Genomic DNA, 19,486 nt, shown 5'->3' on the forward strand with positions numbered 1-19,486 from the left:
TTATGACTTTAGAATTTAAGACTATTATTATGAACGAAATAAAAATATTTTGCCCTGCCACAATCGCCAATCTTTCTTGCGGGTTTGATGTCCTTGGTCTGTGTTTAGAAACTGCTGGTGACGAAATGATTATTCGGAAATCAGACATAAAAGGGATTCGCATCACTAAAATTGTGGGTGCCGACTTGCCTTTAGAAACCGAAAAAAATGTGGCTGGAGTATCCGCTTTGGCTATGCTGGAAGCTGTTGAAACGGAATTTGGATTCGAAATCGAAATCTACAAACACATCAAAGCCGGTAGTGGAATTGGCAGCAGTGCCGCCAGTTCAGCGGGAGCAGTTTTTGGAATCAATGAATTATTAGGGCGTCCATTTACACGCAAAGAGTTGGTTTTATTTGCCATGCAGGGCGAAAAACTAGCCAGTGGAAATGCTCATGCGGATAACGTTGCTCCTGCCCTTTTGGGTGGATTCACGCTAGTAAGAAGTTCCAATCCATTAGATATTATCAAAATAGAAAGTCCCTCTGAATTGTATGCCATCGTGGTTCATCCTCAAATTGAGTTGAAGACTTCGGATGCGCGATCGGTGTTGAAGCAAACAGTTTCCTTGAAAAGTGCGATTATGCAATGGGGAAATGTAGGCGGATTAATCGCTGGATTGTACACCAAAGATTATGACTTAATTGGTCGATCATTGCATGATGAAATCGTAGAACCGTTGCGTAGCGTTTTGATTCCGGGATTTGATTTAATCAAGCAAACTGCTTTAGAAAACGGAGCTTTAGGTTCCGGAATATCAGGTTCTGGTCCTTCTATTTTTGCTTTAAGCAAAGGAAAGGAAACTGCCGATAAAATTGCCAAAGCCATGAGTGTTATTTACGAAGAAATGTATTTACCATATGAAATTCACGTTTCTAAAGTGAATGATGAAGGAATTAAAATAATAGCCCCCTAACCCCCTAAAGAGGAATAAAAAAAAACACAGCGATTTTAAAATTACAATAAATACATTCTAAATCCAGTTTCGTCTCCCTTCCCTTTGGGGAGGGTTGGGGTGGGGATTCTATAAATACTATACACAATGAAATATTACAGTTTAAACCATAACGCACCAAAAGTTTCTTTCAGAGAAGCCGTAGTACAAGGATTAGCCACAGATAAAGGATTGTATTTTCCGGAAACAATTACCCCATTAGCACCTGCTTTTTTTGATACCATCGAAAACTTAAGCCATGAGGAAATTGCTTTTGAGGCGATTAAACAATTTATAGGTGACGAAATTCCCACAGACACTTTAAAACAAATCATTGCCGAAACCCTGTGTTTTGACTTCCCCGTGGTCGAAGTCGAAAAAGATATTTATTCCCTTGAATTATTTCATGGACCAACAATGGCTTTCAAGGACGTAGGCGCGCGATTCATGTCGCGTTGTTTGGGGTATTTCAATAAAGATAACGCCGACAGTAAAAACACGGTTCTTGTTGCCACTTCCGGTGATACGGGAGGTGCTGTCGCCAGTGGTTTCCTTGATGTAAAAGGTGTGGAAGTGATTATCCTTTATCCATCAGGAAAAGTGAGCGACATCCAGGAGCGACAATTGACTACTTTAGGACAGAATATTAAAGCGCTTGAAGTGGACGGCGTTTTTGATGATTGTCAGGATATGGTAAAGAAAGCGTTCTTGGACGAAAGTCTAAAACATAAAAACTTAACATCAGCGAATTCAATAAATATTGCGCGCTGGTTGCCACAGATGTTTTATTTTTTCTTTGCGTACAAAGCATTAAAAAAACGAAACAAACCGTTAGTTTTCTCTTGCCCAAGTGGGAATTTTGGGAATATCTGTGCGGGGATCATTGCTAAGAAAATGGGCTTGCCTGTTCAACATTTTGTAGCGGCTACGAATGTAAATGATACGGTTCCTCGCTTTTTAGAAAACGGAATTTACTCCCCAAAACCTTCTATAGCTACTATTTCGAATGCGATGGATGTGGGGAATCCAAGTAATTTTATCCGAATTCAGGAAATGTATCACAATGACTTAGAGCAATTCAAAAAAGATTTCTCTTCGTTTACTTTTTCTGATAAAGAGACTTTAGAAGCCATGAATACCATCTATAATATATCCGGCTATATTGCTGAACCTCACGGAGCAGTGGGTTATTTAGGATTGAAAAAAGAATTACAAAATTACCCAAATGCTATTGGTATTTTCTTAGAAACCGCCCACCCCATTAAATTTTTGAATACGGTTGAACCAACATTAAACGTAAAACTGCCAATTCCTACCCAAATTGAAAGTGTTTTAGGAAAGGACAAAGTAAGCGTAAAAATTAAAACCTATCAGGAATTGAAAACATTTTTGGAATAAAATTTTCTCAAAACAATTAAACTACTATGGCTTAAATATCCATAGATTTGGTTTGCCAGACTAAAGTCTGCAAGGTTAAAATGGGAACAAAAAAATCAAACCGCAGATTCGCAAATTAAACACATCAAAGCTGAATAAATAATTCGCAAGTTCTTGGTAAAATTTTTAGAAGCGAAAGGGAAATGTACCAAAGTGCATAGTTTTAACTATATTCTGTATGAAATAATAAAAAACGACTTAGAATTCAATTTTAGTCATTTTTTATATCCAAATAAATCTGGTCTTAAGATGGTTCTAAACTTTTGTTTTAGAACACAAAAAAAACAATTCTACCAATTTTACGCATCAATTTTAAATATATAATTATGAGTAATTTACAGGAAAACAAAGCGATAAATTCTGTCACAGAAAAATAAAATTCAAGATCTAAAAATATAGCTTGAATATGACTTATTTAATACTTACTTTTGCAAAAAAATTGAGTTGTCTTCTTTAGGCCTTGTATGGGTATAAAAAACAACATCAACCCCATTAAAAAAACGAAGTATTTAAGAATCTGTTTAAATATAACTAAAACAACAGATAAAAACACTCCAAAAAAACTACCTGATAAAGTAGCTTCCCATATCAACATAATTTATTAAAAAAAGGAGAAAAAAGTGTATGACGGATCATAGCATGAATGCTGTTAGTTTTGAAATTGAATTATTGGATAAACACAAAGACTATAGAAATCATTACAGATCAAATGATTTGTATTGGGGCGTAGGAATCGAAAATGAATGCTATTTAGAGTTTGAAAACCATCGTGTGGTGGACAAAGATTTTTTGCTTACTAAAGGACTTCATGAAAAGTATAGTGTTAATCATTTTAAGAATTACAAAGAAAACATATACCAGAATTCATTGCTGAAAATATTATCCGATAAAGAATATTATTTGCCGGTACTGATGAATTCCCATTCGTTTACAAAAACGGACATTAACAACCAACATAAGACTTTTGATCCCATAGATAATGAACCAAATCCTGACTATTCAGGGGAAAGTATCTTTGAAATACTACAAAAAAACAATCCTTATTTTATAGACGAGCTTCAAAAAGAATTCATTTTTGATGGTGACACAGTTGAATTTGTTACGCAAAAATTTTACAAAACAGATGTTGACTCGGTTATTGCTGAATTAGCTACAATAAAACAAGGTTTCATACACCATTTACAAAACGCTTTTGATAAAGACAAAATCTTTACGGAATACGGCCCTGTAAAAATATGTGCTGTAAACCATCCCTTTGCCATATTTATTTCAAACGATACGAATTATTCTGTTTTTAATAATATGACCTATCACTTCAATTTAACTATTCCAACTGAGTTAAATAGTGATGGAGAAATTAAGGACAAATTAGGTTTTATAAAAAAACACCAGAGGGCTATTCGATTATTCCAATGGCTGAGCCCCTTGTTTATGATAAAATTTGGTTCTTCTGATTATTTGTCGCACAATGACAGCAGCGTCAATTTGACAAAAGCATCACAACGATGTGCTATGTCAAGATACATTGGCGTGGGCACTTATGACACCTGTGTGATGAAAACCGGGAAGATTGTCCAGATGAATTTTGACGAACATCCCATGCATGAAAATCCAATGTGGTGGGTGAACCGTTATTCTGAAATATCAGATTACGAAAAGATTGATAAAATTGGCCTAGACATCAATTTTCATAAGCACAAAAATCATGGTATTGAATTCCGAATATTTGACTATTTCGACGAAAAACACCTACAAGAGGTTTTGAATTTTCTTGTTTTTATTCTGGATCATGCCTTATTAAACGAAATAGAAAATCCTATTTGCGATTTAGAATGGAATAACTTTGTTTATGAATCTATTATACACGGCAAAGAAACAGATGTACCAGCAAACCTTATCGCACTTTTAGAAAACATATTGTCTATTACAATTGAATCAAATGATCCTTTAGCAATTTACGAACAAATATACAACAGTTTACACGCTCGTTATTACGAAAATGGCTTTTGCAGTTCTTTACTAATTAAAAAGTAAGTACTGCAAATGCACTAGTGTCTTTATAGAAAAACCTGAAAGTATGTATACTTCTTAGTGACTTAACCCCACAAGAAGTAAACTATTTACAAGAGATTTTAATTAATCATGATAATAAAAAATAGCAGAAGCATACCCACTTTCAGGATCATTATTACTCCACCAATCTTCTCTTATTTCTGAAAAATAATTATAATTATCAGCTCCTGCCTGAGACTGCAGCGGATAAATAACTTTGCCCTCTTTCCTGTAGGCTTTATCAGTATCTGTTTCTGGCACCACTACTACTATATGCCCGGATTTATTCAAAACAATTCTTTTGGCACAGATGATTCCTACACCACCATTAGCATTTACTTTCTCTTGAAGTTCATTAACATCAGCGATTCTTTCCCATCCAAACTCATTTCCGGATTGTAAAAACCAATCATAGATGTAATTTGAATAAAAAGGCCTTACCGTTTCATCAAAAATAACAGCCACTTCGTTCCCTTTCTCCAGTTGCTCAATTGCCTTATCCGTCCATCTCAATCTGGGAATATAGACCTTGGCAAAAAAGCAATAATCAAAAGTATAAATATTACAATAGGTATCCGATGCGTCTTTCTGATACCGAAAACTTTTTGAAACATCCAGTGCAGTGATGATGTTGCGAATTGACGTCAGTTTAGACTCAAGACTAGTTAAATCCCTAAAAGGAATTGAAGGATCACCAATAGGTTTGTACGTTTCCTCTTTACTGTCCAGACTTGCTCGTGCACCCAGTTCAAAATTAGGCACTTCAATATCCGTACTTTTTTCAGTGGTTTCATCTACGAGCTCAATATCTTTTGATAATACAAAACCCTCTTTTTCAGTGTTCAAAAGCTTTACTTTCCACCAATCTGATGCAGTTTTTTCAATTAATTTAACGGTATGTCTAAACGGTATTTTTATTAAAATTTTGGAATTATCATGCGTTGCCGGAAAATCTCTTAGATTTAATGACGGGGTAGCTACTCTATATTTCATACTAATCAGTTTCTTATAAATGATTCTACTGCCAAAATACTAAAAACAACTAAGAAAGTATCACCAGAAGCCGTTAATTTAAGATTTTTTTTAGAAACTAATAGTCTCCAATAACAATAAGGAGAGCTATCTAGCCTGTAATAAAGAGTGTGCACATTCTGGACATGCTAACTTTACTAGCATAAAAAGCTAAGAATAAAAACCTTAATTTTAACTTATGAAACAAGTGCGAAAAATTTATGACCGAGTTCTTAAAGAGAAAGCAGTTCAATTGAGTTATGAGAGACATAATATCTCCGAACTTGCCAGAGAATTAGGTATAACTGCTTAACAGTTATATAAGTGGCGAAAAGAGTATGAAGAGTTCGGACAAGGAAGTTTTCCAGGTAACGGCAATTTAAAGCAAACGCCAGAACAGGAACGAATTTCTGAACTTGAAAGAAAACTAAAAGATGCGGAACTAGAGCGAGATATATTAAAAAAAGCAATTGGCATCTTTTCCAAAAACGGTCGATGATTTATACTTTCATCAGAAACAATGAAAAGATATTTCCGATTGAAAAGATGTGTAAAGTATTGCAAGTTGGTCAAAGAAGTTATTATCAATGGAAAAGTTTTATGAATGTAAAATTAAAAACAAACAATTATTCTTTTAAAACATTTTTTTAATTAAGTTATTATTAAGAGTTTTGTTAATAAAAAATTAATATTTAATTAAATTAATAAAATAATCAAACAATCTTAATAATGTAAAAGTATATGTTTTTTCTTAAAAAAATTATAACAAAAACTTATTTTTTTATTTAAAATGATACCCGTACTATTAATTAACCGTCTTGCAAAGAATATTTATAACATACAAAAAGTCATATTACAGTCATTTATAAATGTAGTTTTTAGGCAACCAATAATTAATTACGGCTTACTACTTATTAACTATCTTATTACCAAGACCTAAAAGCTGATTTAACAAAAACCTATGTTATAATTTTTATATAAAAACAATACTCTAACGCCAAAATTAATTTTGAATAGCCAAAAACTACTTGTTGATAATTTAGATGATTCTGTCCTTTGGAAAGCTTTAAAATCAGGAGACGAAAAGGCTTTTTCATCACTTTTTAAAAAGTATTACAGTCATTTAGTGCGATATGGGAATTCGTTTACTCCTTTTCCTGAAAAGGTACAAGATTGTGTGCAGGACGTATTTACAGACGTATGGGTTTACAAAAATTCCCTTAATGATAATGTTGTCGTAAAAGCTTATTTGTTATCAAGTGTCCGAAAACGTATTGCCAGACTTCACGAAAGAGACCATATTTTCAGAAAGTCCACTACTGTAGATTTGATTCCGTTTACTTTTGATTTTACCATCGAGGATATTCTTATCGCTGATGAATCTATGGCTATCAAAGTTTTAACACTCAACCAGCTCATCAATAATTTACCAGCACGACAGAAAGAGGCTTTATATCTGCGATACCATCAAGGACTAAGCGTTGAACAAATTGCAGAACTACTCGGAGTTAATTATCAGTCAGCAAACAATTTGATTCACAGGTCTTTACTAAATATTCGTAAAAATTGGAAAGAAAATAAGTCTCTTCTTTTTTTATTGTTATCTCAAGTATTTTAAATTTTTTGAAAAAATTTAGAATTAAGTGAGTATCAATTTAAAAAAATGTCCTCTTTCCTTTTATAACCCATTTTTATTCATGCAAAACCGTAATAATTATATTGAAATAGGCGAATTTTTGGCCGATGAATCCTTCAAAAGATGGGTACTACAACAAAACGACCAACAAAATTGGGAGCTTTGGACTTTGGAAAACCCCGTAAGAGCTAAATTAGTTGAAGAAGCGCGCGTATTGATTTTTGCAATGAAAGTTCCCGCAGACGATTTATCAGCTGATGCAGTTCAGACTGCTTTGGAAGCTACTTGGCATAAAATTGAGAATAAAAAGAAAACCACTCGCAAAACCAAAGTGTTGTTTTTAAGAAACAATTGGATTAAAGGCATTGCAGCAACACTTGTATTTGGGCTGATATCAACTTGGTTTTATCATAATTTTTTTAATGCCAATGATGGAGAGCTTAATTATAATGAATTAATTAAAGAGAATTCCGATGGCCTGTTAGAGCAAACAAACAACTCCAATAAGTCCCAAGTTATAATCTTGTCAGATGGCAGTTCGGTTTTATTACAACCAAAAAGTAAATTGAGTTATCCTAAAATATTTGTCGGAAACGAACGGAAAGTTTATCTGTCTGGTGAAGGTTTTTTTGAAATAAGCAAAGATGCTAAAAAACCGTTTTTGGTTTATTCAAATGAAATAATAACTAAAGTTATAGGAACAAGTTTTAGAATAAAATCCTATGAAAACGATTCTAATGTGGAGGTAATAGTTAGAACAGGTATTGTCAAAATCCATTCCAATAAATCTGCTTTTAATTCAACAAAGAAAGAAGTGATTTTATTGCCTAATCAAGCACTTCGTTATGGTAGAAAAACCCTTATATTCAATAAAATTACCAATATAACACAAGATGAATCATTAACTAGTGCTCTTGGTGACGTAGAAAAATTAAGTTTTGAATTTACCGATATTCCAGTAGTCCAAATTTTTAGAACTATAGAGCAAGCGTATTTAGTAGATATTGATTTTCCAGAAAATAAGTTAAAAGAATGTCATATTACTACTTCACTAACTGACCAGCCCTTATCTGAAAAATTAAAAATAATCTGTGAAAGTATTGGAAATAACACAACGTATCAAATGAATGGTAACCAAATTAGTATTCAATCAATTGGTTGCAACTAAATTACAATTTATATTAAATTAAAAAAAGCGCCGAAAATGCTGTAACATTTACGACGCCGTAAAAAATCAATTGATCTCCTGTAAAAGACAATTGTAATGTTTCGCTAATAACCAATTAAAGTATTAACCAAAAAACCAAAATTATGAAAAAAACTGTAGTAAAACAACGACGACGCTATCGTATCATAAAGTTAACATTATTCCAATTTGTTTTAGCTCTCATTTTTTCTAATGTAGTATTGGCAGATAGTGGTAAAGAACAAAGAAAACTTGACACTAAGGTGACAATTAGCTTGACGAATGTGAGTCTGGATGATGCTTTATTTAAACTTGAGAAATCAATACACGTTAAGTTTTCTTATAATTCAAGAATGACTCAGTTAAAACAAAAAGTGGACATAGAAGCCACTAATGAATTATTATCCAGCGTACTTTCACGCATTTTAAAACCACTTAGCATTAAGTATGACGAAATAAACAATCTGATTGTACTACAAAGAGAGAGCATTTCGATGATAAATACAGCGACAGAAAGTTTGGATCAGACAGAAATTAAAGCAATAGCTGCTATTATAATAAAAGGAAAGGTAGTTGATGAAAAAGGATTAACGATCCCAGGAGCTAATGTTCACGTTAAAGGATCTACTATTTCGGTTCAAACAGACATTGATGGAAGTTTTGTTATTGAAGTGCCTTCTGTAAGATCCGTTTTAGTAATATCATTTATTGGGATGGAAACCAAAGAAGTTAATTTAGGAAGTGGTTTTCTTACTGTCGTTTTAAAAGAGGAAGGACAAAGCCTTAATGAAGTTGTAGTTACCGCTTTTGGTATTCGACGCAAAAAAAACACGCTTCCTTATGCGGCTCAACAAATAAGTGGTGATGATGTCAATAAAACGCAAGTAGGAAACGTTGCAAGTGGACTATCCGGAAAGATTTCAGGTTTACAAATAACTCAAGGTAACTCTGTAGGAGGATCAGTAAATGTTGTAGTTAGAGGAAATAAATCATTGACAGGAAACAATCAAGCATTATTTGTAGTAGATGGAGTTCCGGTGGATAATTCGAATACAAATTCAGCGTCGCAAAGATCAGGGGCAGGCGGTTATGATTATGGTAATGCAGCGGCTGATATTAATCCAAATGATATCTTATCGATTAACGTGTTAAAAGGAGCCGCAGCCTCAGCACTTTATGGTTCAAGAGCAGCAAATGGGGTAATAATGATTACCACCAAAAAACCAAAAAACGGGCTTGGAATTTCTGTAAATAGCGGAGTTACGGTTGGCAATATAGATAAAACAACATTTGTAAAATACCAACAAGAATATGGCGCTGGGCGTTCAATTCCTCAGGATAAAGATGGGTTTCTATTTTTTGATGCTAATGCTGATGGAATTAAAGACTTGGTAGTACCTACATTTGCGCCACGTTCATGGGGTCCACGTTATGACCCAAATTTATTAGTATATGATTGGGAAGCATTTGATCAGGCATCACCAAATTATCAAAAACCAAAACCTTGGATTGCACCTAAAAACGGACCGGACAGTTTTTATCAAACCGCTATTTCTACGAATCATAATGTTATGATTGATGGATTAGTTGCTGACAAAGGTTCTTTTAAAATTGGATATTCCAGAAATGATGAAAGAGGCGTATTACCAAATGCAAGTGTTTTAAAAAACATTGTAAATCTTAGTGCTAGTTATAATATAACAAACAAACTGGTGGTAAGTGGATTAGTAAATTATTCCCAAGTTGATGGCAAAGGAAGATATGGAACAGGTTATGATAGTGGAAGGAATGTGAATAGTAATTTCAGACATTTTAATCAGACTAATGTTGATGTTTTAGAATTAAAAGATGCCTATTTTAGAAATAGAAAAAATATTACTTGGAACTGGGCTGATCCTACAAAACTTACCAATTTAACTCCCGGTTTTTCAGATAATCCATATTGGGTTGTTTATGAGAATTATCAAAACGATACTAGAAACAGGGTCATTGGAAACGCAACAATCACCTATAAGGTTACCGACTGGTTAGACCTTTTAGGCCGAGTTTCTGTAGATACCTATTCAGAAATGCAACAGGAAAGAAGAGCCGTGGGAAGTGCTGGAATTTCATCTTATTCTCGTTTTGATAGAAATTTTAATGAAACTAATTACGATTTATTGGCAACAATAAATAAAAAATTAAATGACGATTTCAGTCTTAATGCCTTAGCTGGTCTCAATATTAGAAGAAATACAATAAGTTCAATTTTTTCTCAAACTGCAGGAGGTTTAGTTGTTCCAAAACTTTATGCCGTTTCTAATTCAAAAGGAACTGTCCCTGCAGCGATTGAATCGTATCAACCAAAAGCAGTAGATGGTGTATTTGGTGGCGTAACAATAAATTACAAGGAATTACTTCTTTTAGATGCAACCTTGCGTAGGGATAAATCTTCAACCTTGCCTGAAGAAGCAAATGCATATAATTATTATGCCGTTTCCGGCAGTTATATTTTTTATAATCATCTTCAAAATTTACCCTGGTTATCTTCTGGAAAGCTTAGACTAAATTATGCTACTGTTGGAAATGATGCCGCTTGGGGAAGTCTAAGAGATGTGTATGATAAGCCAAATCCTTTTGATAGCACATTGCTTTTTTCTTTACCTAATACTAAAAACAATAGTGCATTAAAACCTGAGAATACAATCAGTAAAGAAATTGGCTTAGAAATGTCCTTTTTTAATAACAGAATAGGTTTTGATGCCTCTTATTATCATACTAACACAGTAGATCAAATTATTCCTGTAGCTGTTTCTACTGCTATAGGTTACTCCAGCAAATTTATTAATGCCGGTGATATTGAAAACAAAGGTATCGAAGTTTCTATATTTGCAACTCCGGTAAAAGGCGCCGATTTCTCTTGGAATGTGAATTTAAATTTCACAAGAAATCGTAATAAAGTTTTATCCTTATACAACGACAGTAAAAACTTGCAATTAGGAACTTTCCAAGGTGGAGTTAGCTTAAATGCTTCGTTAGGTAAACCTTATGGCGAATTACAATCGGTGACTTATGAAATGTTAAATGGGGAACGACTTATAAAGGATAACGGTTTATATCAATTTACAACTACTACCTCAAATGTAATTGGAAATGTTAATCCAGATTGGATTGGTGGCTTGAGTAATAGTTTCAGATATAAAAATTTTAACTTAAGTTTTTTAATTGATGTAAAAAAAGGAGGTCAATTATTTTCTTTAGACATGTACTACGGTACAATGTCGGGTATTTTACCCGAAACTGTTGGGCTTAATGATCTTGGAAACCCAAAACGAGATGCTGTTGCCAATGGAGGAGGTATAATTTTGGCAGGAGTTACAGCGAATGGAGAACCTAACACAAAAAGAGTTACTATAGTTTCAGGCACTAGTGGATATCTTCCTCAATCAAATTTTGTATATGATGCGAGTTTTGTTAAACTTCGCGAGGTAGCGATTTCATATTCTCTTCCAAAAAAAATAATGTCAAGAATTAAATCTATAAATGAAATAGAATTTTCGTTGACTGGAAGAAACTTATGGTTAATCCATAAAAATGTTCCCTACGCTGACCCTGAAGAAAACTTATCTTCAGGCAACATACAAGGCTATCAAAGTGGATCTTACCCTACAGTACGTGCTATTGGGTTAAACGTAAAAGTAAAATTATAAACTTACAATCATGAAAAAAAGATTTATTTCAATAGTAGTATTGGTGTTACTAATTAGCGCCTGTACAGACGACATTACTCGTTTTAATGATGAAACTAAACGGGCTAGTGAAGTCCCTCCGGGTAGTTTATTCTCAAATGCCGTTAAAACATTGTCAGATGGCTTAGCCTCAGCCAGTGTAAATGTTAACATCTTTCGACACTTTGTAAATCATTGGGCTCAGGCTGTTATTCAGGAAGAGGCACAATTTAATTATGTCACAAGGTCGATTAATGATACATGGTGGACTAGAATGTATAGAGATGTTTTGAATGATTTAAAAGAAAGCTCCCGTATTATAACAAATGATGTTACTTTAAATCCAATTATAAAAACAAATCAATTAGCAATTATCGATATCATGCAAGTGTACACCTTTAACATTTTGGTGACTACTTATGGCGATATTCCTTACTCCAAGTCGTTAGATGATCAGCTACTTTTCCCAGTTTATGATGACGCCAAAACTGTTAACAAAGAATTAATGATCCGATTGGAAAATGACATAGCCAAATTAAGTATTAGTGCTCCTGGCTTCACATCGTCAGAAGATATTATTTTTCAAGGTTCTGTAGCAAAGTGGATTTCTTTTGCAAACTCTTTACAGGTAAGAATGGCTATGACAATATCTGACGTAGATAATTCATTAGCGAAAACAGCCTTTGAAAAAGCCAATCCAAATGCTATTAACGCGATATCTAATAATGGTTTTGTTAAATATTTTACCGCAATACCTAATAATAATCCGTTGTATGATCAACTGGTGTTGGCCAATCGCACCGATTATATTGCAGCAAAAGATTTAATGGATGTTCTGAATAGCTTTGAAGATCCACGTAAACCAGGTTTTTTTGGAGTGAATAATGTAGGCTTATACGTTGGAGGCATAATGGGCATCCCAAGTGATTATCCAAAAATGTCAAAGCCAAGTACTCGTGTAGCTGACCCTAGCGCGCCAAACGTATTAATAGATTACGTGGAAATGGAATTTTATAGAGCTGAAGCAAAAGAGCGTGGCTACAACGTAACTGGTTCTGCAGAATCTCATTATAATAATGCCATTAAAGCTTCAATACTATATTGGGGCGGTACTGAGGCAAATGCTGATAAATACTTATTAAGATCGGACGTTGCTTACACGACCGCTGCAGGTGGATGGAAACAAAAAATAGGTTTCCAAAAATGGATTGCATTATACAATCGCCCATTTGAAGGATGGTTGGAAGTTCGCAGATTAGATTTCCCAAAATTAACAATACCCGTAAATGCTTTTTCAGGTTATCCAAACCGGATGAAATATCCAGCAAATGAGCAACAGTTAAATGGAACTAATTACACGAACGCGGCTACAAAAATAGGTGGTGACAAAAGCGAAACTAAATTATATTGGGATATAAACTAATTAAAATCATACACAAATGAAAAATCGATTCCTCTTTTTGTTGCTGATATCAACAACATTTATACTTGCTCAAGACCGGTTAACGGGCAGGAATTTTGCTTCAAGATCTGAAGTTATTGGGCAACACGGAATGGTAGCATCTAGCCAGCCCTTAGCAACACAAATAGGAATCGATATTTTAAAAAAAGGAGGTACAGCAGTGGATGCCGCAATAGCTGTAAATGCCGCATTAGGCTTGATGGAGCCAACAGGTAGCGGCATTGGTGGTGATCTTTTTGCGATAGTGTGGGATGCAAAAACCAAAAAACTCTATGGCTTGAATGCCAGCGGACGATCTCCAAAAGCACTAACTTTAGATTACTTCACTAAAAATAACATTACACACATTCCACCAAGTGGTCCCCTGCCGGTATCGGTTCCAGGTTGTGTTGATGGTTGGTTCGAATTACATAATAAATTTGGAAAACTCCCTATGCAGGACATCTTAAATCCAAGTATAAAATATGCTGAAGAAGGTTTCCCAACTACAGAATTAATTGCTTATTATCTGCAAGTCACGATAAATAAATATATGAAACAGTACCCTAATATCAAGGAAACTTATACTGTAGATGGCAAATTACCTCAAAAAGGAGATATTATTAAAAACCAATTTTTAGCTAATACCTATAAAAAAATTGCCAAAGGAGGAAGAGATGCTTTTTATAAAGGAGATATTGCCAGAGAATCTGCTAAATTTATTCAAGCTCAAGGCGGATTTTTAGCGTATGAAGATTTTGCAACACACCATTCGGATTGGATTGAACCTGTCGCAACAAATTACAGGGGTTATGACGTATGGGAATTACCCCCAAACGGACAAGGAATGGCTACTTTGCAAATGCTTAATATTATAGAAGGTTATGATTTTAGTAAAATACCCTTTGGTAGCGCTCAACATTTGCACATTGTAAACGAAGCAAAAAAACTTGTTTTTGAAGATCGCGCTAAATATTATGCGGACTCAGATTTTATGAAAGTTTCTGTAAATGATTTATTATCTAAAGAGTACGCAACTGAAAGAAGGGATTTAATTAATCCTGACCGCGCAGGGACTTTTAAAGCTGGAAAAGAAAGCAATGGCGGTACAATTTATTTGACTGTCGCCGATAAAGAAGGAAACATGATTTCTTTAATTCAAAGTAATTATAGAGGCATGGGATCTGGAATGGTTCCGCCAAAATTAGGTTTTATGCTTCAGGATCGAGGCGAATGCTTCAATTTGGCTGAAGGAACGCCAAATTCGTATGCCCCTCAGAAAAGACCTTTTCATACTATTATTCCGGGTTTTGTTACTAAAGATGGACAACCATTTATGAGTTTTGGTGTAATGGGAGGCGATTTTCAACCTCAAGGTCATGTTCAAATATTAATGAACCTGATTGATTTTGGTATGAATTTACAGGAAGCAGGAGATGCTCCAAGGTTTGAACACATTGGTTCAACTGATTTTACGGGCGAGCTGTCAACAGGCAAAGGCGAAATACTAATTGAAAGTGGTTTTGATTTTGAAGAAATAAAAAAACTGATCCAGAAGGGACATAAAATTGGCTTTGGAGGGTATTATGGAGGGTATCAAGCAATCATGTATGACGCAATAAGAAAAGTGTATTTTGGAGCCTCAGAAAGTAGAAAAGATGGTGCGGCCGCAGGATATTAACTGTCTGTTTTTAAGTAATATAATGTTTGAAAGAACTTTTCTTTATTCGAATAGTCTCATCAAAATAAAAGAACAAATAATATAATTTATCCTGATCTTATTCCAAAATTATTAATTTAAATTTTAATGAAATGTTAATAAAAAACACATGTGCTTTTATTTTATTTTATATTTTATCTGTCCAATATGTTACTGCACAGACAGATTTTCCAGCACCAATTGAGGGAGATTATCTAATAAAAGATTTTACTTTTAAAAGTGGAGAATATTTAGACCAACTAAAACTACATTACACAACCATTGGGAAACCAACAAAAAATAAGAAAGGTCAAATTAACAATGCTGTTTTAATTATGCATGGCACTACCGGAAGCGGAAGCGCCTTTTTGAGCAAACAGTTTGGAGGCAATTTATTTGGAAAGGGTCAATTGTTAGACGCCACAAAGTATTTTATTGTTTTAACAGATGATATTGGACACGGAAAATCGAGCAAACCTAGCAATGGCTTAAAGATGGCATTTCCTAAATACAATTATGACGATATGGTTTTGGCAAACTATAAATTACTGACTGAACATTTGAAAATAGATCATCTTCGATTGGTAATGGGAACATCAATGGGCGGCATGCACACTTGGGTTTGGGGTTACACCTACCCTGATTTTATGGATGCACTAATGCCTTTGGCAAGCTTACCAGCAGAAATAGCCGGTAGAAACCGCATTCAAAGAAAAATGGCGATTAAATTAATCGAAATGGATCCTGAGTGGAAAGAGGGTAATTATATTCAACAGCCACAACAAGGAATGACTGGCGCTATATTATCTCTGATGTTTATGGTGAGTAGTCCGTTACAATGGCAAATTGCAGCCCCAACCAGAGAGAAAGCAGAAATAATGATGGAAAATACTTTAGCCCGATATTCATCAACATTAGATGCTAATGATCTGATTTATGCTTTTGATTCCTCAAGAGATTACAATCCGCAACCTTACTTGTCAAAAATTAAAGCCCCTTTAATTGCTATAAATTCTGCCGATGATCAAGTAAACCCTCCTGAACTCGGATTGATGGAGAAAGAAATTAAAAACGTTAAAAACGGAAAATATATCTTATTACCTATTACAGATAAAACCACTGGCCATGGCACACATTCCAATCCAAAAATATGGGGTAAATATCTTAAAGAATTACTTAAAAAATCTGAACCCAAAATTAAGTAAAATTCAAGCTTATAATATTGTTTTCCAGAAATCAAAACTTACTAAGGTAGATTTTAAGTTTACGATTTATGTTTCTTAACGGAAAACAGGAAAACACTTTTATGTTGCCTCCAAATTAGCCATATTGATTTCAAGTGAGTGAGTGCATTTGTTAATAGTAAATTTTGTTAACTACTGAAAAAACAATACAAAATTTCCATTCCCAGAAAAACTTCTTTGTCAGAACTCTTCTTATTCTTTTCGCCATCTATACAACTGGGGAGCGGTAACTTCCAATTCTCTGGCTAGTTCAGAGATCTTATGTCTATCATAACTCAATTGAACGGCTTTCTCTTTAAAAGCTCGGTCATAAATTTTACGCACTTGTTTCATAAGTTAAATTAAGGTTTTTGTTCTTAACTTTTTATGCTGGTAAAGTTAGCAAGTCCAATATATCATCGGCAACGGCAAAAAGGGGGGCGCATTGAATCTCTTTGAAATCGTAGGAACTCTGAACAAAACAAAATACCTGATAAAATAATTATTGTCAACACTACTGTAGCATTCCTATTTACACATAAAAAAAGCCCCTAAAAAAGCCGAAATGTATCAGTTTTTTTTAGGGGCTTGGTTTTTAAACTTATTTTTACAATGTAGCCATGTCTATTACAAAACGATACCGGACATCTCCTTTTGTCATTCGGTCATATGCTTCATGAACATTTTTGATATCAATCATTTCTATTTCAGAAACAATACCATGTTCCGCACAATAATCTAACATTTCCTGAGTTTCAGGCAAGCCGCCTATAAGCGAACCTGCAAGACTTCTTCGTCCGCCTATGAGACTAAAAGCTTGAATTTCATAAGGTGTTGGTGGTACGCCCACACAAATATGCACGCCGTTTACTCTCAATAATGACAAATACAAATTTAAGTCGTGTGGTGCAGAAACAGTATCCAGAATAAAATCAAAAGAACCAGCTACACTTTCGAGTTGTTTGGCATCTTTAGTAACGATAAAATTATGTGCTCCTAATTTTCTGGCATCGGCTTCTTTATTTGCTGATGTACTTAACACGGTAACTTCAGCTCCAAAAGAAACTCCAAATTTAACCGCCATATGTCCCAAACCACCCAAACCAAGAACGGCTAATTTATGCCCTTTCCCAACTTTCCAGTGTCTCAATGGAGAATAGGTCGTGATTCCGGCACATAATAAAGGCGCTACAGCAGCCAAAGGCAATTTATCTGAAACTTGCAAAACAAAATCTTCATGTACTACAATGGTATTCGAATAACCGCCATAAGTAGGTGTTTTTCCGTCTTGTCCTAAAGCATTATACGTGTCGGTTCTTCCTTTCAAACAAAATTGTTCTAATCCCTCTTTACAGTTTTCACAACTTCTACAAGAGTCTACCAAGCAACCTGTCCCTGCTATATCTCCTATTTTAAACTTCTTTACATGACTTCCTACCTTTACCACTTTACCTACAATCTCATGTCCCGGAACCATTGGGTAAATCGATCCTCCCCAATCGTCTTTAATTTGGTGTAAATCACTGTGACAAACACCACAAAACAGGATGTCAAATTGTACATCATGTGGTCCAACTTCTCTTCTTTCGAAATCCCAAGGTGCTAAATCTGTCTTAGCATCTTGTACTGCGTATCCTTTTGTAGCTATCATTTTTTTTATATTTTCAATAAAATTATTGAATTTATCTTGAAAAACGAGTTATCGAAATGTTAAAGAAATCTAAAGAAATTATAAAGGTCTACTCCGTTAAAAAAAACCTCATAGTAATTGCATAGCCTTTAATGCTTTAAATCCATAGTTTAATTTATATTTAATTTTTTTTAAACTACATTAATGAAAGCACAATCTTATAAAAATCACATTCGGTACTATCCGCCTCATCATTTTATTCATTATCCAATAATCATGACATTGCTGCCTTCAGTATTTATTTTAGTTGTACCAAAAGAAGATTCTTTAATCTGGATATTTATTAGTGTACTCTTTGTCGTGCTTTTGCCTTGTTTTTATGTTGCGTCAACATTATGCGTTGATCCTACAAAACCGAATTGTCTATTTAGAACTTCGGTACCGTTATTTTTCTCTTACCGGAAAAATATTGGAAGATTTTTAACGTCATTTAAATGACGATCAGCTATTTGCGTTACGTTTTGCCTCAGATGATGAATTTCAAGCGTTAACTCTAAGAGCGCTGAATGAAAATCTTTCGGCAAAGGAAATTAAAAAAGCGATTCAGCACTGGAAAGCGGATTACGAAAGAGTTTAAAATTCCAAAAATAATAAGACTAATTTATCCAATTTAACAATTTCGAATTTTGTTTCTTTGTGATGAAAAGATAGCAATAAAACTGAATTTAAAACCACTAAATGCCCGAATATTTTCTAGATATTGAATACAAAGACATTACGTACAAGGAAGAGGAAGTCAATTTTAAGGAATTTGAATGCTGTACTTTTACAAATTGTAATTTCTCCCAATGCGTTTTTTTAGCGGTTACTTTCATTGATTGTACCTTCAATGACTGCACTTTTAGCAATGCTAAAATTAATTATGTGGCCTTTAGAACCGTAACTTTTAATCGGTGTGAAATCAAAGATGTCAATTTTGCCATGTGCGATAAATTAATTTTCGAAATCGCTTTTAAGGATTGTATTTTGGATTTCTCTAAATTTTACACTTTAAAAATCAAAGGAACCTCCTTCTCCAATTGTAGTCTTATTGCCGTTGATTTTATGAGCACTGATTTGACCGAAGTTGTTTTTGAAAACTGCGATTTATACCGTTCTGAGTTTGCTAAAGCAATTGCCAACAAAGCTAGTTTCAAAACAAGCTATAATTATACAATTGATCCCAAAACAACAAAATTAAAAAAAGCCGTTTTCGCTTTAGAAGGATTGAAAGGATTGCTCTATAAACATGAAATCATAGTAAAATAGTGCTTTATGAATCAATATCTGATCGTCATACTCCGTATCCATAGTAGAAAGCAAATACAACAACGTCGATTTTCCACAGCCAGATTTTCCTATGATTGAAACAAACTCTCCATGTTTGACACGCATATCCAGTGATAATTATTTAATGAAAGTAACATTAGTTTTATTTACAAGTTTTTAAA

At 34.1% G+C, this 19,486-nt stretch carries 14 protein-coding genes and 2 pseudogenes; 12 read left to right on the top strand and 4 right to left on the bottom strand.

The window, feature by feature from the left end; all coding sequences use genetic code 11:
* The first annotated feature begins 29 nt into the window (after nucleotides 1-29).
* The 3 genes from EKL96_RS11605 (at nucleotide 30) to EKL96_RS11615 (ending at nucleotide 4,445) form a co-directional block, all read left to right on the top strand.
* Complete coding sequence (locus EKL96_RS11605) at nucleotides 30-956, top strand: homoserine kinase (RefSeq protein WP_126462470.1); 927 nt, start codon at nucleotides 30-32, stop codon at nucleotides 954-956.
* Between the two features lie 126 nt (nucleotides 957-1,082).
* Nucleotides 1,083-2,372 carry a threonine synthase gene (gene thrC / locus EKL96_RS11610; protein WP_126462473.1) on the top strand — a complete coding sequence of 430 codons (1,290 nt, stop codon included), beginning with the start codon at nucleotides 1,083-1,085 and terminating at the stop codon, nucleotides 2,370-2,372.
* Nucleotides 2,373-3,035: 663 nt separating this feature from the next.
* Nucleotides 3,036-4,445 carry a hypothetical protein gene (locus EKL96_RS11615; protein WP_126462476.1) on the top strand — a complete coding sequence of 470 codons (1,410 nt, stop codon included), beginning with the start codon at nucleotides 3,036-3,038 and terminating at the stop codon, nucleotides 4,443-4,445.
* A 102-nt stretch (nucleotides 4,446-4,547) separates the two neighbouring features.
* On the opposite strand, the gene EKL96_RS11620 is transcribed toward EKL96_RS11615, so the two are convergent.
* Complete coding sequence (locus EKL96_RS11620; protein WP_126462479.1) at nucleotides 4,548-5,456, bottom strand: SH3 domain-containing protein; 909 nt, start codon at nucleotides 5,454-5,456, stop codon at nucleotides 4,548-4,550.
* Nucleotides 5,457-5,799: 343 nt separating this feature from the next.
* Here EKL96_RS11620 and EKL96_RS14700 point away from each other — a divergent pair.
* The 7 genes and pseudogenes from EKL96_RS14700 to EKL96_RS11650 form a co-directional block, all read left to right on the top strand.
* Nucleotides 5,800-5,973, top strand: a pseudogene (locus EKL96_RS14700) (IS3 family transposase); the annotation flags it as partial.
* Nucleotides 5,974-6,483: 510 nt separating this feature from the next.
* Complete coding sequence (locus EKL96_RS11625; RefSeq protein ID WP_126462483.1) at nucleotides 6,484-7,092, top strand: RNA polymerase sigma factor; 609 nt, start codon at nucleotides 6,484-6,486, stop codon at nucleotides 7,090-7,092.
* A 187-nt stretch (nucleotides 7,093-7,279) separates the two neighbouring features.
* Complete coding sequence (locus tag EKL96_RS11630) at nucleotides 7,280-8,278, top strand: FecR family protein (RefSeq protein ID WP_231507438.1); 999 nt, start codon at nucleotides 7,280-7,282, stop codon at nucleotides 8,276-8,278.
* 143 nt (nucleotides 8,279-8,421) lie between these two features.
* Entirely contained in the window at nucleotides 8,422-11,985 is a 3,564-nt protein-coding gene (locus tag EKL96_RS11635; RefSeq protein ID WP_233579302.1) for a SusC/RagA family TonB-linked outer membrane protein, read from the top strand.
* Nucleotides 11,986-11,995: 10 nt separating this feature from the next.
* Nucleotides 11,996-13,426: a SusD/RagB family nutrient-binding outer membrane lipoprotein gene (locus EKL96_RS11640; RefSeq protein ID WP_126462489.1), complete on the top strand. Its 1,431-nt coding sequence runs from the start codon at nucleotides 11,996-11,998 to the stop codon at nucleotides 13,424-13,426.
* A 16-nt stretch (nucleotides 13,427-13,442) separates the two neighbouring features.
* Nucleotides 13,443-15,125, top strand: coding sequence for a gamma-glutamyltransferase (ggt, locus tag EKL96_RS11645; protein WP_126462492.1), 1,683 nt, complete (start codon nucleotides 13,443-13,445; stop codon nucleotides 15,123-15,125).
* Nucleotides 15,126-15,256: 131 nt separating this feature from the next.
* A complete protein-coding gene (locus tag EKL96_RS11650; RefSeq protein WP_126462497.1) occupies nucleotides 15,257-16,348 on the top strand; it encodes an alpha/beta fold hydrolase in 1,092 nt (363 codons plus the stop codon).
* A gap of 231 nt (nucleotides 16,349-16,579) precedes the next feature.
* Here EKL96_RS11650 and EKL96_RS11655 read toward each other — a convergent pair whose 3' ends face one another.
* Together EKL96_RS11655 and EKL96_RS11660 are read right to left on the bottom strand one after the other, a co-directional pair.
* On the bottom strand, nucleotides 16,580-16,720 hold the full coding sequence (locus EKL96_RS11655) for a transposase (protein ID WP_126462499.1): 141 nt from the start codon (nucleotides 16,718-16,720) through the stop codon (nucleotides 16,580-16,582).
* Nucleotides 16,721-16,973: 253 nt separating this feature from the next.
* Nucleotides 16,974-18,017: an NAD(P)-dependent alcohol dehydrogenase gene (locus EKL96_RS11660; protein ID WP_126462502.1), complete on the bottom strand. Its 1,044-nt coding sequence runs from the start codon at nucleotides 18,015-18,017 to the stop codon at nucleotides 16,974-16,976.
* A gap of 183 nt (nucleotides 18,018-18,200) precedes the next feature.
* Between EKL96_RS11660 and EKL96_RS14480 the strand changes: the two are divergent.
* Together EKL96_RS14480 and EKL96_RS11670 are read left to right on the top strand one after the other, a co-directional pair.
* A pseudogene (locus EKL96_RS14480) lies at nucleotides 18,201-18,633 on the top strand (DUF6526 family protein).
* A gap of 101 nt (nucleotides 18,634-18,734) precedes the next feature.
* Nucleotides 18,735-19,304, top strand: a complete 570-nt coding sequence (locus EKL96_RS11670; RefSeq protein WP_126462505.1) for a pentapeptide repeat-containing protein — start codon at nucleotides 18,735-18,737, stop codon at nucleotides 19,302-19,304.
* On the opposite strand, the gene EKL96_RS14640 is transcribed toward EKL96_RS11670, so the two are convergent.
* The gene (locus tag EKL96_RS14640; protein ID WP_317125144.1) at nucleotides 19,254-19,430 is read right to left on the bottom strand and encodes an ATP-binding cassette domain-containing protein; all 177 of its coding nucleotides are present in this window, start codon (nucleotides 19,428-19,430) and stop codon (nucleotides 19,254-19,256) included. The genes EKL96_RS11670 and EKL96_RS14640 overlap by 51 nt on opposite strands.
* Nucleotides 19,431-19,486 lie beyond the last annotated feature (56 nt).

The organism is Flavobacterium sp. LS1R10 (genome assembly GCF_003968825.1).
GTDB lineage: Bacteria > Bacteroidota > Bacteroidia > Flavobacteriales > Flavobacteriaceae > Flavobacterium.